Consider the following 16030-nt stretch of genomic DNA (forward strand, 5'->3'; position numbering starts at 1 on the left):
AGTGAGTAAAAGGGATCACACCTGTGCCCAGCCGCCATCAACTGGGATTTCAGCGCCGTTGATGTAGCTGGCACCGTCGGATGCCAGGAAAACGGCTACTTTGGCAATCTCATCGGGTTGTCCGACGCGCCCAACCGGGATCAGTTCGGCGAAGAGGCCAAGCATGGCATCTGCAGCTTCCTTGTCCGGCGCCGCACCCTTGAGGCCGGGGGTTTCAATGGCTCCCGGGCTGATAACGTTCACTCGAATGTTGCGATGCTTAAGGTCGAGCATCCAGCCGCGGGCGAAACTGCGGATAGCTGCCTTGGTGGCGGCATAGATGCTGTTGCCGGGCATGCCTTTGCTGCCGACCAGTGAAGAGACCAATACAATGCTGGCCCCATCACTTAGTAGTGGCAGCAGCTTCTGAACGGTAAACACCATCCCTTTTACATTCACTGCGAACAGACGGTCGAAGGACTCTCCGGTGATCTCGCCAAGAGGTGCGCGCTCAAGAATTCCAGCATTGGCAAACAGAATGTCCAGTCGCCCCGCCTGCTTGCCGACAACCTGCGATACGCGCTCCAAATCAGTATCGTTGGAGACATCCCCCTGAATCGCCACAGCCTGTTCGCCGATCAAGGCAACGGCATCATCAAGAGCAGCCTGGTTTCTACCGGTAATGAATACCCGAGCACCTTCGCGTGCGAAGCGCTTTGCCGTGGCCAGGCCCAGGCCGGAGCTACCTCCGGTAACCAACGCTATTTTTCCAACAAGTGTCTGCGCCATGTTTTCACCTCACTAGTAATTTAGTGATCACTACATTACGAGTGCTAGCGAGGCAGGTCAAGCTCATAATAGAATGATCGCTAGATTATTAGGAGGTAGGCGATGGCACGTCCAAGAAAGTTTAACGAGGACGCCGTTCTGGACAAGGCCACAGATATTTTCTGGAGCAAAGGCTACGACGGCACCTCTGTGGCGGAATTAACCAAGGCGATGGGTATCAGCGCCCCTAGCCTTTACTTCGCCTTTGGCAGCAAGCGCGGGTTGTTTGATGCCGTGCTTGAACGCTACGACCAACGCAGGCTCGCCCACCGTGACTGGATCCTGGCTGCACCTACAGGCCGCGAGGCCGCCAGGCGAATGCTGATAGGTGCCGTTGAGTGGCTCACCACTGCAGACGAGCCTTTGGGTTGCCTACTGGTTCAGTCGGGGCTTGCGAACGGCTTGGCTGAATGTGATGTGGCTACAGAACTCAGTCGTCGACGTAACCGTATAAGAGCAATGCTGCGCGAGCGTTTCGAGCTGGCGCAGCAGCAGGGTGACCTGGCCAGCACACAAGATGCCGACGCACTAGCACTTTACATTCAGACTGTGTTCGACGGTCTGTGCCTGCAAGCCGCTGCGGGAACTGTGCGACAGCAACTGGAGACTGTTGTGGCTCGCGCATTGATGAGCTGGCCTGTGTAAGTAACCTGGTGCGCCTTGAAGCAGAGTGGCAGGTATGAAGCCGCCAGCTGTGCTGGCGGCCAACCCTCTTACTCTGTCTCGACCATACTGACGATGCGTTAACGAATGCCGTCGTTGCGCAAGGCGGTTGGTGTGTATTCTGCCGCGACGGCCTTGAAGCCGATGTCCATGCTGTCCTTCTCTTCGTTACGCATCCCGGAGACTAGGTAGCGGCCGTTGATGAGGTCATACAGGGCTTCGACACCCATCCACGGAATCTTCTTGTCGTACAGCGGCGTCATGAAGCCCTCGGCAGTGCGCCACAAGGTATTGCGTGCATCGTAGTGGTCGGCAAGGGCGATTTGCCAGCTGTCCTCATCAAAGTACAAGACGCGTTTTGCATAGACATGACGCTGGTCAGCCTTGAGGTCGGCCTCAACCACCCATACTCGGTGCAGCTCATAGCGGGTGATATCGGAGTTAATGTGCCCCGGCTTGATCACGTCGGTGTACTTCAGTGCGGGCGACTCCAACTGAAAACTGTTGTAGGGGATGTAGATTTCCTTTTTGCCGAGCAGCTTCCAGTCGTAGCGATCCGGTGCGCCGTTGAACATGTCCAAGTTATCTGCCACCCGTTGGCCGTCCGAGGCTGGGTACGGGCCGTCGTAGGCGATCTGTGGTGCACGTCGTACGCGACGTTGCCCGGCGCTGTAGATCCAGGCCATGCGCGGTTCTTTCACCTGGTCTAGGGTTTCATGGACCAGAACCACATCGCCGGCCAAACGGGCGGGCGCAGTGACCAATTGCTTGTAGTAGAACAACACATTGCCCGGATTCTGCGGATCGAAGTCTTTCAACTGGTCGCGATAAGTAAACTGCTGCTTGAAGTACACCGGGTTGAAGGTGCCGTCTGCCAGTGGTGTGGCCTGGACGTGGGTACGCCGCACGCTGCCGCCGCGATAGCGGGTGATATGATTCCACACCACCTCTAGCCCATTTTGGGGAATAGGAAAGGGCGTGGCGATTTCAAAGTCCGACAGGCCGTTGCCGCCAGATATAAGTGTCGACTTTACTGCGTTCCTAGCGATGGCCTGGTTTACGTTCTCGGGCAGGGCCGCGCTTCGATGGCTGGGGAACACCCGCATGTGGAAGCTGTCGGGGTAGCGCTTGAACAGGGCCAACTGACCCGGCGTCAGTTTGTCTTGGTACTGGGCGACATTTTGCGGAGTGATGGTGAACAGCGGTTTTTCGGCCGCGAAGGGGTCACTGAGCGCACCATTGGGCCCTGCGCTGCCCGCGTTCTCGGGCAGCCCGCCGGTCCATGGGGGAATGCTCCCGTCGGCGTTGCCGGCTTTTTCTGCACCGACGGGCGTCAGGCTGTTGCCCAGCTTCGTCGCTTCACTTGCTGGTACTGCAGCGTGGGTCAGCGTGGCTGTAGCAAGTAGGGTGAGTGTAGTGGCAAATAAGGTCAGAGTTTTCATTGTGTTGGCTCCACTCAAAAGGACACGCCAAAGCTCAGGGCGATGAAGTCGCGGTCGATGTTTACGTTGTAGGCGCCGCCGAAAAAGTCGGTATAGGACAGGCTTGCGGTGTAGGTATTCAGGTAATTGGCATCGATGCCCAGGCTCAATGCCTTGGAGCCTTCGTTGAAGCCAGGCTCGGGGCCGTAGCCTTTCACGTCATGGGACCAGGCAATATTCGGGTGCAATTCAACGCCCGGAATCACCCCGTTGTAGTCCCAGATAGCGCGCACGCGATAACCCCAAGAGGTGCTGGTGGCGAAACCATCGTTGTTGCAGTTGGAAGGCGTCTGTACATTGGTGGTGTTGGTGCATAGGCTGTTGTTGGGGTACAACTCTCCTTGACCGTAGGCGGTACTGCGGCCATAGCGCAGCCCCCCTTTGCCCTCCAGGCCGCCGATATGGGTGAGCCCCACTTCACCGATCAGGGTCAGGCGTTCGGCATTCATGACCTGGTCGAAGAAGTGCGTGGCGGTGACCTGTGCCTGCGTTACTTCCTTGCGTCGATAACCGGAGACGTCCTGGCCATTGGCCAATGGCGCCGCCCCGGATGACAGCACCGGCGTCAGGGCCGGTACGCCGATACCGGCGCTGATCAAGTCCACGGGACTGATCTGCAGCGGCATGTTGGGCCGGTAGCTGATTTCGCCTGCCAGAGTGGTGCCAGTGGGGAGGCTGGTGCTGAAGCTCAGCCCGTACAGGCGGATGTCTTCCGGGTAATCGACATAATACTGCGAGGTGCCCAGGCGGTAGGCCTGTGCCAGGCTCTGGCCGGTGGGGCTGGCGAGGAAACCGCCACAGGCACCTGCCGGTACCCCGACGTTGCCACACAGTTGTGGGGCAAAACCCAGGTCGGCAGCATGCGCACTGCTGATGGCGCTGACGTAGGGTTGGCGGCTGTGATAGTTGATGAAGTACCCGGCGAACTCACTGTTCAGTTCCGGTGCGAACCAGCGCAGTGCAGCGCCCCACTGGCCGCCGTCGCGAGCATCACGGTCGCGGCCGCGGGGAATCACGATGCCTTCGTTCGACAGCTGCACGCCAAACGGCGAAAGGGCCGCTCGTGCCGCCGGATTCTGGTCGAGTATCGGCCCCACCGGCAGCCCATTGCAGCCGTCGGCGATCACGTCGGTCTGCGAGAAGAAAGTGCCACAGTTATCGATCGCGGTTTTTTGCCATTCCAACTGGTAGAAACCCTCCGCCGATATGTTGTCGGTGAGATTCTGCGACAGGTAGAACATGTTGACCGGAATCAAGCCCTCCTTGATCTCCGAGCCGGGGCGGCGAAAAGAGGTCACGTCCACCGGATTGATGGTGTTGATGCCGCCCTGGATAAAAGTGCTTTCGCCCCAGCTCACCACCTGCTTGCCAAGACGCACGGTGCCGGGCAAGTCTCGGATCAGGTAGTTGTGGTAAATGAAGGCGTCGAGAATCTCGGCGCCGGAAGCTTTCGCACCTTCCTGTCGGCCGTGGTCATCGATGTCCTTGAAGCGCTGATGTTCATCCTTGAGTACGAAGTCATACCAGTACTTGCCGCGTACAAATACGCCACTGTCCCCGTATTTTAGTTCAAGGTCGTGGACGCCTTTGAATACCCTGCTGAAGGCGTCGCCTTTCTTGAAGTTGAGTCGGCCGTCGTCGGCACTATGGCTACTTAGCAGCTCCTGCTTCGGGTTCTCTAGGGACCAACTGGAGCCTACCGAGAGGCTGGAGTCGAACTGTCCCTGGATCTCGCCGATATCGAAGTTGATTGCCGATGCGGGCGCACTGGCCAATGCGGCCATGCCAAAAGCGAGGGGCAGGCGAGCCTGTTGCCATGGGGGTTGTTTACGAGTCATTGCGTTCACTACCTCTTGTTGTTTTTGTTGTGCGTTACGCGTCCCTGCATGGTTTTCGAGGCGCAGCAGGTCTCGCAGACCATGGCAAACGCCATAGCTGGTTCTCGGTGCTCAGTTGGTGAAGCTCAATGGTCAGGTTGCGGGTGGCAGTGGTTGCCTCCTCAACTCAGCGGGCAGCGCTAAGCGCTGTTTAGCCGAGCCATTCAATTTGGAAGCTGTAGCGCCCGAGCAGGGGAACGAGTTGCTCACGATGGGCGCCGGCGCCAATGTGGGCGACCAGCCCGCGACGCGGGTCTTGCAACACGTTTACGCTGATATCCTGCGCGCCCGCGTTGGCTGCCTCCTGGCGTACGACGTTGGCGATTTCCAGTTGCTGCAGGGCCGGCTTGAAGATCTTGCCGACCGGTGTCACCGGCAGGGCGTCGAGGATCTCGATGCGCTTGGGCACGGCCGAGCGTTCGGAAATGGCCTGGCTGGCAAATGCCAGTAATGTTGACGCTGCGCACTTGTGCCCGGGCTTGAGCTGGACATACGCCACGGGCACCTCACCGGCGTGGGCGTCGGGACAACCGATGGCGGCAACCAGCGCGACGGCCGGATGCGCCTGCAACGCTTCTTCGATCTGTTTGGGGTCGATGTTATGGCCGCCGCGAATAATCAGTTCCTTCTTGCGCCCGGTGAGCCAAAAATAACCATCGGCATCCTGGCGTCCCAAGTCGCCGGTATTCAGCCAGCGATGGCCGTCAATATCGATCCATAGGCCTTGATTGTGTTCGGATTGCAGGTAGCCAATAAATACGTTAGGGCCGTGAATACCTATCACCCCTACCTCGTCGATCATCGCATCGCGCAGGTAACTGCCGTGTTCATCCAGAATCACCGCACGCATTTCCTGATAAGGAAGACGCAGGCCAATGGAACCGATTTTGCGTTCGCCACCCGCAGGGTTGCATGACGAAACGCAGGCACCTTCAGTGAGGCCGTACCCTTCGAGAATAGGAACGCCGATTTGCGCTTCGAAGTCCTTGAACAGCTCTATCGGCATGGGTGCAGCACCACAAAGAGCGCTTTGGAGACTGCTAAGGTCGTGCTCCTTTATCGATTGTTGCAGCAGCGCGGAATATACGGTGGGCACACCAGAGAAAAAATTGATCTTGAAATGCTCGACCATCGCCCAGAAATTCTGTATGACCCCGGCCCCGCGGTACCCCTGAGGCGTGCCGATCACCACTTGGTCGCCCTTGGTCCACGGCATCAGGCCGGTGACCAATTGGCCGTTCACATGGAATAGCGGCAAGCCGCAGAAAATCACCAGGCCGGGTTCCCTAGGCTCCATGTTGCGAGCCATGGCCCACGCATTGAAAACCTCGGAGCCATGGCTGCGCACGGCAATCTTCGGCAACCCCGTGGTGCCGCCTGTGCAGAAGTAGGAAGACGGATCTTCGGCGCGAATATGCCTGGCGCTGTTCAGGTACTGATGACGCTGCTTCTTCATCAGGTCCCGCAGGTCGGCAATTGCCAGATGCCGGTAGCGTGCTTTTTCCCGTTTGGCCATCCAGCGCAATGCCAACCCTTTAAACGTGCTGACATAGGGCGCCATGTTCACCCAGATCACGTGCTTGATGCTAGGTAACTGGTCCAGTTGCGCAGCGAGTCGTGGCCACAGATCGCTACCAGGCGTCGGGGCCAGCGTGACCACGACTTTGGCGTTGGCGGCCCGCAGCAGGTCGGCCATCTGAGACGCCTCCAACAACGGATTGACCGCCATTACGATGCCTGTCGCCTCGCCGCCCCAGATGGTGAAATGGGTTTCCGGCAAATTCGGCAAAATAAACGCGATGACGTCGTCCGCGCCCAGGCCGAGCTCGTGGAACGCGTTAGCAGCGCGGGTGATGTCGATCAGTAGTTCGGAGTAGGTCCAATCGTGGGTCTTGCGAAAATTCTGCCCGTCGAGAAAAAAGCGCAGGGCGGGCGCATTCGGGCGCTCTTTCGCACAATTTGCCAAGGCATCATAGGTGCTCACCGACAGCCCCTGACGACTGAGCGGGGTGCTTTCCAGCGTCTGAATATCGGCCAGGTTTGTGATCGCCATCAGGCTTGCTCCACCACAAGATTACGCTGGGTGCCAAGATCGATCTTGCCATCGGCGCTGCGAATACTGGCTTCGACAACATCGCCGGCTTTGAGGTACTGCGTGCGGCTCTCCTGTGTTTTCAGAAAGATCTTCCACTTCACCGCATCCGGCAGCAAGGCGCCGATTCGTTGCTTCGCGGGGGAAGGCACGGTGAGCGCGCAACCGGCTGGCGTGCCAGTGGCGATCAGGTCGCCGGAGTTGAAATCCTGTACACCGGACAGCTCGGTCAAGGTTTCTGCCGGGCCGTACACCAGGTTGGCGGTGCTATCGTTTTGTCGGACTTGCCCATTGACCGTCAGCCTCAGTTGCAGGTTCTTCAAGTAGCGGATGTCGGACGCTTCGAGCAGGCACAGGTAAGGGCCGACAGGGCCGAAGGTGCGATAGCTTTTACCCTTGTAGAACTGCATTTGCGGAATCTGGATATCGCGGGCTGAATAATCATTGACCACGACGATTCCAGCGATGAATTCGTGCAGGGTCTTGTCGGTGACAGTCACCTGGCCAGTGATGTTGCGTTTGAGCACCAGGCCCAACTCGATTTCATAATCGAGGAAGCGCACGTTACCGGGTTTGATGAGCTCACTGTCGGCGGCCACTATGCAACTGGTGGCTTTGGTGAAGATCATGTTGAAGTGCTTGGCGTCAGGGTCCATGCCCGACTCGATCATGTGCTGACGGTAGTTGGCGCCCTGGCAGACGAACTGTTGGTCACGGGTGACGGGCGAAAGCAACTTGACCGCAGTCAGGGGGAGATCACCGTCATTCATCCGGGCCAGCTCAGTGACGCTGGTGTTATTGATGAATTCGCCGGTACTGGCATAGTCACCGGGAATCACCGTGATCCTGCCGGTGTTTATCACGCCCCATTGGGTACGATTCTGATATTCGAAGTGGACTACATGCACTGCCATGACAGGAGCTCCCGAGGAGTAGATCGGCTGATGCTGCGTGGCATCAGGTTGTTGTTGTACTGCATTTGCGAGCGTTGCCGACGGACTCAGCCGAACAGCCGCGCCAAGGTCACCAACTTGCGAAAGGTCAGGTCCGGGCTGTGTCTGAGGTTGTGGATCAAGGCTCGGATGGCGCGCACGCTGAGCTTCGGTTTGGTGAAGCTCCTTGGCATGCGCTCTCCCCACTGCGCCATGGCCTGAGCACTGACGCTATGCAGTTCGGTGGGCTGACCTTGGGTGAATAAATCGCCATCGCAGTAGTGTTCATGTTTGTCGCCCCAAGGATCCTGCCAGTAGTCGAAGATCTGACTGCCGAGAATATGCCGACCTATTCCCCAAGCATGAACCCATCCACGCTCGCGCAAGACGCGCTGCCCCATGCCTACTGCATCTGCATCTACTACCTCAAAAGCACTGTGGCTGTAGGTGGGCATGAAGCCTTGCGCTAGGGCCAGGGTGTGGTGGTCTGCCGGGACGTCACCCAGGTCCAAGCGCATGAACGTCACGGCGGGTGAACCGTCAGGCAGTACTTGTACATCGCTAGGGATCAATCCGAAATGCTCGGTGTACCAAGCGCAGGTTGCCTGGTAGTCCGCCACTTCCAGAACCACATGCCCAAGCTTGAGGATCTCAGGGGCACTGGCTGGCGTACGTTGGGTGGCATTGATGCGCGGGATCTGCTCTGCCAGATTGAGGGGCAAAGGCGCGCGATGCTGCAACGGTTTGACCGCCGCTTGTCCGTAGATAGCCTCCACCACGAACCCCGACGGGTCGCGCAGGCGAACCCGCTCGCCACCACCCGGTTGGAATTGGTTTTCAACTGCTGACGCGCCCGGCAAACGCGCAAGCTTGAGAAGATCTTCGCGTGTAGCGACGGTGAGTGCGAAACCGACGAAGCGTGCCTCGTCTGCCTTCTCGATGCGGTAGCAATAGGCTGAACTGTCAGTGCCGCGCAGATACAGCGCATCGGTAGCACGATGGCAAACGGTGAGCCCGAAGTCGCGTAGAAACTGTTCCGCCTTGGCCAGGTCCGGACGCTGAAAAATCAGATAGGCAAGCCGCTGGGCTTTCACCGTAGGGTACGGGTGGCGAGCCGGCTGCGGCGTAGCCAGGGTCAAGATTTGGCATTTGCTCATTATTATTCTCCAACACTTTTTTCAGGCAAAAGCTGCCCGTCACCCCGAAAACCGGGGTTGGGCTATCAGTATTCAGTCGTGAATCAGTCGGAAGGCGGCAGCGGCGGCAACTCCACGGTGGCTAGCACACGAGCGTCTTCAATGCTCACTCCCAACGCCCGCAGTATCAGCTCGGCGGTATCGGTGCCGGCTTCACGCCAGGTCTTCAAGCCTTCCAATACCAAAAACATCGAGCCCAGTACGCTGCTGGCGATAAACGAAATCACCGTGACCATTTGTTCCTGGCGGAACTGGTAGCGGCCGAGACTCAACCCATGGATGAGGTCCGGTACGGCCTGGCTAGAGAACATCTCCCGCAGGGCTAGGTTGCTCAGCGCAAAGCGACTCATAAACGCGCCCCAGTGCGGTTCTTCGTGGGTGCGGCGGATAAACAGACGAATACCATTGGCCAAGCGCTGTGCGGGGTCTCCAAAGCTGTCGATGCTCTTTTTTACGCGCTGATGCATGTCCGCGCTGAGCTGACTGGCTACCTGTTCAAACAGTTTGTCCATCGTCTCGACGTTGTTGTAAATGGTGCCGCGGGCCACACCCGCTTCTTGGGCAAGGTCGCTGATGTTGACCTGGCTGACGCCTTTCTCGGCAAACAAGCGCAAAGCGGCCTGATGGATGCGTCGCTGCACCGGATTCATTGACTCCACAAATGTTCTCCACCGTTCGAATCTGACCTGATTGAACGCCACTGTTCAATTTTCGTCAATCAAGTATTTTCAGATTCAAGATTATTTTTTTGAGAGCTGTTCTGTAACACCATTTCTAGAGGGATTTTCGGTGTTATTTAATTTTGTTGAAGAGGCATTGGTGTCGAACGCAGTTGACTGATGTGAACACAGATGTTCAATATTGATCGCAGGTGTGTTTTTGTCGTGGGCTTCCACGGCCAGGTCGCGACTGTTCTCGCCAGGAATAACAACAATGACCCTCAAGCAAGGCCTTATTGACGTCCATCACCACATCGTTCCACCTGTATTCCGCGACGCAATTTACGAGCGGGGCATGGAGCGCCATGCGGGTGCACTCTTACCAAAATGGACGCCAGAGCAGTCGATTGATGTGATGGACATGAATGGCATTCAACGTGCCATTACCTCCATCTCCACGCCCGGCGTGCATTTGGGCAACGGCGTGGCGCAGGCACGGCACCTGGCGCGAGATTGCAACGAATACGCGGCGAAGATGCGTGATGATTTTCCGGGCCGTTTTGGCAACTTCGCGGTACTACCCATGCCGTTTACCGAAACTGCTTGTAGCGAAGCCATTTATGCCTTGGACGTGCTGAAGGCCGAGGGAATCGTGCTGTTTGGCAGCACCGATGGGGTATTTCTGGGCGACCCGCGTTTTGACGAACTGATGAACGAATTGGATCGTCGTGGCACAGTGGTGTTCGTTCACCCAAACCTGCACAAAAGCAGCGAACAGTTGGGCTTCAAGACTCCTGGCTTTTTGATCGAGTTTCTCTGCGACACCACTCGCGCTGCCGTCAATCTGATCCTGACCGGGACGATGGAGAAATACCCACGCATTCGCTGGATCCTTGCCCACGGCGGTGGTTTTCTTCCCTATGTGGCGTGGCGTGTTTCCCTGGCCAATGCGATGCCGCAATTCCAGCAGCTGGCGCCTCAAGGAATTCTCACTTACATCCGGCGTTTTTATTTCGACACAGCTCTCTCTCCCTCGCGCTATTCGATGGCAGCGCTCAAGGAGTTAGTTGACTCGGATCACATCCTTTTCGGCAGTGATTTTCCGTTCGCCCCGGCTCCCGCTACGAGCCTGCAATGTCAAACCCTAGAGCAAAATACTCTGTGGTCCAGCGATGAGCACTACGGGATCAATCGTGGCTACGCGCTACGTTTGTTTCCTCAATACCAGCAGCCGGGCGAGGTCGTGCAGCCAGCGCCAATCTATGAAGGCGAGTCTTTTTCCGGCCGCGTGAAGCGCAGCCTGACGAAGCCGCTTGGCGCACTAGCTGAACGTATGCGTAATCGTTGACACGACGCTCCTATTCAGTAACCCACTCTAATAACAAGATAAACACGGAGGTGTTATGAATCGCCGAGAATTTGTCGCCCGTACGAGCCTGCTGGCTGGGGCGACGGTGTTGGGCGCAGGCGTCGTCGGGGGCTCCTTGCCAAGGACTGCTGCGGCGCAGTCAGAAGTGCGAAGTGAGTCCGCTGCCACCAAGGAAGAGCTCAAGGCCGAATGCATTGATGTGCATCACAACATTCTGCCACCTGTATTTGTCGACGCCCTGCAGCGTCGAGGGCTGGGTGCTCTGACGGGCACGGCGCTTCCAAGCTGGTCTGTGCAACAGTCAGTGGCACTCATGGACGCACAAGGCATCCAGACAGCGATCACCTCATTACCAGCGCCTGGTGTTTGTTTTGGCGAGGGTCGGGCCGCAGCCGATCTGGCGCGTAGCTGCAATGAGTTTGCCGCCGATATGGCGGTCACATATCCAGGCCGCTTCGGCTCCTTCGCCGTACTGCCGTTGCCAGCAACCGATCTTGCCTGCGCCGAGGCTATTTATGCCCTGGACACTTTGCAGGCTGATGGCGTGCTGTTGATGGGCAGCAGTAATGGTGTGTTTCTAGGTGACCCGCAATTCGAAGAGTTGATGAGCGAGTTAAATCAACGCCAGGCCACAGTTTTTTTACAGGCTAATCTGCACCCCAGCAGCGCGCAATTAGGGCTGGGTACACCACCATACGCATTGGAGATGGTCTGTGACATCGCGCGCGCGGCGATCAATCTGATCTTCACTGGCACGATGGAGCGATACCCACGCATTCGGTGGATTCTGGCGGATGGTGGCGGTTTTCTACCTTATGCGGCATGGCGTATTTCCCTGGCCAACGCCTTGCCGGAATTCGCTGATGACGTTCCTCTCGGGGTGATGAGCTATTTGCGGCGCTTTTACTTCGATACAGCCGTGTCTACTTCACCTGCGTCCATGGCGGTGATCAAGGAACTAGTGGAGCCTGCTCAGGTGGTTTTCGGCAGTGGTTATCCGATCGCACCAGCCGCGTCAGTCGGTGCCGAAATCCAAACGCTACGCCAATCTCCTGTCTGGGGGGCAAAAGAACTCCGGGGTATCACCCGCGGTCATGCGTTGTCGCTATTTCCCCACTATGCGGAGAAAGGCGAGTGGCTGACTCTGGCGCCTGTGCATGAATCCGAATCGTCGCTGCAATGGTGGGGACGCACGTTGAAAAAACCCCTTGGCGCCTTGGCGCAACATTTGAAGGATCAGTGATATGTCGGGATTGCCCCTGTTTCAGCCATTGCTGTTGCCCAATGGAACACACATCGTAAACCGCCTTGCAAAAGCCGCTATGGAGGAGAATTTGGCAGATGAAAATCACGCCCCTGGTCCTGAATTGCTTCGCTTGTATCAGACATGGGCAGACGGAGGGGCTGGACTCATTATTACTGGTAATGTAATGCCCGACTGCCGTGCTCTGACCGGTCCGGCAGGGGTCATTCTGGAGAATGATCGTTATCTTGAGCAGTTTAAGAACTGGGCCGTCGTATGCCGTAGTCAAGGCGCTCAGGCTTGGTTACAGATCAATCATCCCGGCCGGCAACTGATGGCCAATCTCGGCCAGGAGGCGGTGGCACCTTCAGCCATTGCGGTGAACATTCCCGGTGTCGCCAAGCTGTTCGCTCAGCCTCGGTCACTGAGCGAGGTTGAAATTCATGGCTTGATTAATCGTTACGCACGAACAGCTGTTCTGGCCGAGCGCGCCGGTTTTACGGGCGTACAGATTCATGCTGCGCACGGTTATCTATTCAGCCAGTTTCTTTCCCCACTGACCAATAAGCGGACTGACAAATGGGGCGGTAGCTTGGAAAACCGCGCGCGGATTCTCATTCGTACCATCGAGGCTGTTCGGGCGCGTGTGGCACCGCAGTTTTGCGTGTCAGTGAAACTCAATTCAGCAGACTTTCAGCGAGGTGGTTTTGAGGAGGGGGACGCGATTGAGGTCGTTAAACGGCTCAATGAACTGCCCGTGGATTTGGTCGAGATTTCTGGCGGCAGCTATGAAAGTCCTGCTATGCAAGGCCATACACGCGACGGCCAAACACTCGCTCGAGAGGCGTACTTTTTGGAGTTCGCTGAACGCATTGGTCGTGTGGCACGTATGCCTGTAATGGTCACAGGTGGGATCCGCCGTAGGGAAATTGCTGAAATAGTTATCAACAGCCCATCTGTGGCAATGGTAGGAATGGCCACCGCTTTGGCATTTGAACCCAATTTGCCAAGTCAATGGTTGACCGGGGACGGCGCCCAGATAAAGTCGGTACAGATATCTTGGAAGAATAAGGCCTTTGTTGCCGTTGCCATCACGGCGATCATCAAGAAGCAGCTCAGTTTGCTTAGTCTGGGCAAAGCCACCAAGCCTGGCATCTCGCCGCTAATGACGCTGATTACCAGTCAGCTTAAAACCAAGCGCCAAGCTCGGCGCTATCGTAAATGGGTAGCTGAACAAGGCATTTAGAGTGGATCGGTTATTCGTTAGGTTGCGGCAACGGAAGGCTGGCGAGCTTTTTAGCCTTCACCGGGCTCGCACCCAAGCCTTTAAGCACCATCTCGGCGACTTTCTCATCATGTTGCTCAACCGTGCGGCCCTCAACCGCACTGCGCATGCCGGCTGTTGCACAGGCTATAACCAGGTCCAGTGCGATGCTTTCATCGATAAACGACAGATGCCCCTGCTCTGCGCCGGTGCGAAGGTCCGCCTGGACGTGCATGGCGAGCGTTGACCGCAGCCCCTTGTCAAAATGTACGATTCGCACCAGTGCGCTGGCCCAGTTCGGGTCGGCAATCGCGCGAAGGATAAATAGACGCACACCAATTGCAATGCGCTGGGCACCGTTTTCAACTCCTGCACTTAACCCGGAAATACTCTCAGAAAACTCGCTGGCCATAGCGATACCCACGGCCTCCACTACCTCCTCGCGGGTGCGAAAGTAGTTGTAGATGGTGCCGGTAGAGACCTCTGCCTCTTCCGCCAGCTCCAACAAACCCGTTTCAAATACATCCTTACGGGCGAACAGCCGCAGCGCGGCATCCAATAAGCCCTGACGCGTGCGCTGTTTTTTTTTGTGGCCGCGGGTCAGAGGTTCCAGAGTGTGAGTGGCCTGTTCTGTGTCGGTTTTTACGCTCATGGAAATGCCTGATGATGTAAGACGCGGCGGGATGAAAGACAAAGATAGTAATCAAATTACCGTCAATATCGCTGATCTATTCAATTATCGAGCAAGGCCATGCATGCATTTGCCAGCTCATTTGCATGATCGGCGCCACCGCTGTGCATCACAATGCGGTCAGGTCGAACGATCAGTAACGTATTTTTCGGCAGACATTTGAGCAGTTCACCACTCAGGTCTTCGACCCAATGGGTGCCTGGATTACCCCGTTGGCCTCGCTGGACGATCTGCAAATACCCACCACCATGGGCCTGCCATCGCTCCTGGGTTGCAGTTTCCAGCAGTTGGCGAGGGTCGTTACCAAACCCTATAAGGGTCATTTGATCACCCAGCACATCGTCACTCAAGACGATGCCATGAATAGGATCCCGCACCAGACATTGGTTCAGTAGGCCGCCAACAGGGAGGGACTTCGTTTTGCGTTGCGTGCTGAACAAGCCTTTCTTGAAGCGATTCTTTGGCTTGATGTCCAGCTCTTCAAACAGCCGGCGGGCGGGCGGGAACAGGGTCAGCGATTTCATTAGTCCGTGGATCAGCAAGGCAACGACGGCATTGCGCGGCATCACTGCGCGGCCCATCAGTTTGGCCAGGTCGATCATTTCTTTAGCGTGAGGGCGGCGTTCCTGGTCGTAGCTGCCGAGTATCCTGGGTGCGGCGCGGCCATCGAGTACCCAGGCCAGCTTCCAGCCTAAGTTGCATGCATCCCGAAGACCGGCGACCAGTCCCTGTCCGACGAAGGGTGGCGTAATGTGCGCCGCGTCGCCGATCAAAAATACCCGCCCCTTCTGAAAACTGTCGCAGCAACGTGCGTGGAAGCGATACACCGCCGTGCGCTCGATACTCAAGTCGGCAGCTTTTACCCACGGAGCCAGCAGTTGTGCAATGCGATGCGGCTGCTCCATTTCCTCTCGCGTTTCACCGGGATGCAGCATGAACTCCCAACGTTCCCGGCCACCGGGGGCCGGCATATGGGGGGTAGGCCGGCGGTGATCACACAGGAACTCAACGTGGTCGATTGCCTGCCCCTGGCGTCCATTGGCATCCACGATCAACCAGTCTTCAGCATAGGTCTGGCCGGTGAAATCCTGGCCAATCAACGTGCGCACCCGCGACCCTGCGCCGTCCGCGCCAATCAGGTATTTGGCATTGACGGTAAACGTCATGCCATCTTCGTCCAGCAGAAAAGCCTCCACGTGATCGCCATGTTGCTGAACATCCTGCAACTCGTAACCCGTGCAAGTGGTGATGCAAGGATATTGCAGTAACCGGCTGCGCAGGGCGTTCTCCAGATCGGGTTGGTAAAAAGTTACCAGTTTGGGGTGGCCGTCGATGCAGCCGCTGGTATTGGCGCGACTGAATTGGCCTACCAGTGGGCAGTGCATTTTGACTTCTGGGATCACCAGCTTATCGAATGCGTCCTCGGGCAGGCCGATCAACTGCAACATACGCAAGGCTTCGTTATCCAGGGCAATGGCACGTGGCATGCGCAGTATCTCGTGCTGCTTGTCGATCACCACGGCGTTTACGTGGTATCGCCCGAGCAGGGCTGCCAATGCCGCGCCGACTGGGCCAAAGCCGACGATCAGTACGTCAACCGAAGGGGGCAGCGGGGTACTTTTATTATTGTTTTCCATGGGAGTTCCGGGTGGTTTCAGCGTCGAGGTGCGATCTGCCGCTTTGGCTCGTCGCTTTTTATGAGACATTATTCAATATTGAAAAATATATCAATATTGAAGATGTTCCCATAAGTACC

13 protein-coding genes are annotated in these 16030 nt (G+C 57.0%); 4 read left to right on the forward strand and 9 right to left on the reverse strand.

The annotated features are described in order from the left end of the window. Positions 1–15: 15 nt before the first annotated feature. Positions 16–768, reverse strand: a complete 753-nt coding sequence (locus AC07OJ_RS03340; RefSeq protein WP_177123446.1) for an SDR family NAD(P)-dependent oxidoreductase — start codon at positions 766–768, stop codon at positions 16–18. A 102-nt stretch (positions 769–870) separates the two neighbouring features. Here AC07OJ_RS03340 and AC07OJ_RS03345 point away from each other — a divergent pair, with 102 nt between their 5' ends. Further along, complete coding sequence (locus AC07OJ_RS03345; protein WP_158213533.1) at positions 871–1452, forward strand: TetR/AcrR family transcriptional regulator; 582 nt, start codon at positions 871–873, stop codon at positions 1450–1452. Between the two features lie 98 nt (positions 1453–1550). Here the strand turns inward: AC07OJ_RS03345 and AC07OJ_RS03350 are convergent, their stop codons facing one another. The 6 genes from AC07OJ_RS03350 to AC07OJ_RS03375 all read right to left on the reverse strand — a co-directional run bounded on the left by AC07OJ_RS03350 (position 1551) and on the right by AC07OJ_RS03375 (position 9707). Next, the gene (locus AC07OJ_RS03350) at positions 1551–2912 is read right to left on the reverse strand and encodes a DUF1329 domain-containing protein (protein WP_495093933.1); all 1362 of its coding nucleotides are present in this window, start codon (positions 2910–2912) and stop codon (positions 1551–1553) included. Between the two features lie 14 nt (positions 2913–2926). Then, complete coding sequence (locus AC07OJ_RS03355; RefSeq protein WP_087692970.1) at positions 2927–4789, reverse strand: DUF1302 domain-containing protein; 1863 nt, start codon at positions 4787–4789, stop codon at positions 2927–2929. 190 nt (positions 4790–4979) lie between these two features. Beyond that, positions 4980–6881: an acyl-CoA synthetase gene (locus tag AC07OJ_RS03360; protein WP_495093934.1), complete on the reverse strand. Its 1902-nt coding sequence runs from the start codon at positions 6879–6881 to the stop codon at positions 4980–4982. Next, on the reverse strand, positions 6881–7834 hold the full coding sequence (locus AC07OJ_RS03365) for a fumarylacetoacetate hydrolase family protein (protein WP_495093935.1): 954 nt from the start codon (positions 7832–7834) through the stop codon (positions 6881–6883). The genes AC07OJ_RS03360 and AC07OJ_RS03365 overlap by 1 nt, the downstream gene beginning before the upstream one ends. 86 nt (positions 7835–7920) lie before the next feature. Beyond that, positions 7921–9009, reverse strand: coding sequence for a VOC family protein (locus tag AC07OJ_RS03370; protein ID WP_495093936.1), 1089 nt, complete (start codon positions 9007–9009; stop codon positions 7921–7923). Positions 9010–9092: 83 nt separating this feature from the next. After that, positions 9093–9707, reverse strand: coding sequence for a TetR/AcrR family transcriptional regulator (locus tag AC07OJ_RS03375; protein WP_087692974.1), 615 nt, complete (start codon positions 9705–9707; stop codon positions 9093–9095). A 274-nt stretch (positions 9708–9981) separates the two neighbouring features. On the opposite strand from AC07OJ_RS03375, the gene AC07OJ_RS03380 reads away from it, so the two are divergent. Genes AC07OJ_RS03380 through AC07OJ_RS03390 form a run of 3 tightly spaced genes read left to right on the forward strand, consistent with a single transcriptional unit; the run spans position 9982 to position 13565 of the window. Next, complete coding sequence (locus tag AC07OJ_RS03380) at positions 9982–11055, forward strand: amidohydrolase family protein (RefSeq protein WP_495093937.1); 1074 nt, start codon at positions 9982–9984, stop codon at positions 11053–11055. Between the two features lie 55 nt (positions 11056–11110). Next, positions 11111–12319: an amidohydrolase family protein gene (locus tag AC07OJ_RS03385; RefSeq protein ID WP_495093938.1), complete on the forward strand. Its 1209-nt coding sequence runs from the start codon at positions 11111–11113 to the stop codon at positions 12317–12319. 1 nt (position 12320) lies between these two features. Beyond that, the gene (locus AC07OJ_RS03390; RefSeq protein ID WP_177409834.1) at positions 12321–13565 is read left to right on the forward strand and encodes an NADH:flavin oxidoreductase/NADH oxidase family protein; all 1245 of its coding nucleotides are present in this window, start codon (positions 12321–12323) and stop codon (positions 13563–13565) included. 10 nt (positions 13566–13575) lie between these two features. Here AC07OJ_RS03390 and AC07OJ_RS03395 read toward each other — a convergent pair whose 3' ends face one another. Both AC07OJ_RS03395 and AC07OJ_RS03400 read right to left on the reverse strand, forming a co-directional pair. Beyond that, positions 13576–14235 carry a TetR/AcrR family transcriptional regulator gene (locus AC07OJ_RS03395; RefSeq protein ID WP_177044221.1) on the reverse strand — a complete coding sequence of 220 codons (660 nt, stop codon included), beginning with the start codon at positions 14233–14235 and terminating at the stop codon, positions 13576–13578. An 80-nt stretch (positions 14236–14315) separates the two neighbouring features. Continuing rightward, positions 14316–15911, reverse strand: coding sequence for a bifunctional 3-(3-hydroxy-phenyl)propionate/3-hydroxycinnamic acid hydroxylase (locus tag AC07OJ_RS03400; RefSeq protein ID WP_401192324.1), 1596 nt, complete (start codon positions 15909–15911; stop codon positions 14316–14318). Positions 15912–16030 lie beyond the last annotated feature (119 nt).

The sequence above is a fragment of the Pseudomonas sp. GW821-FHT09C08 genome (assembly GCF_059418125.1).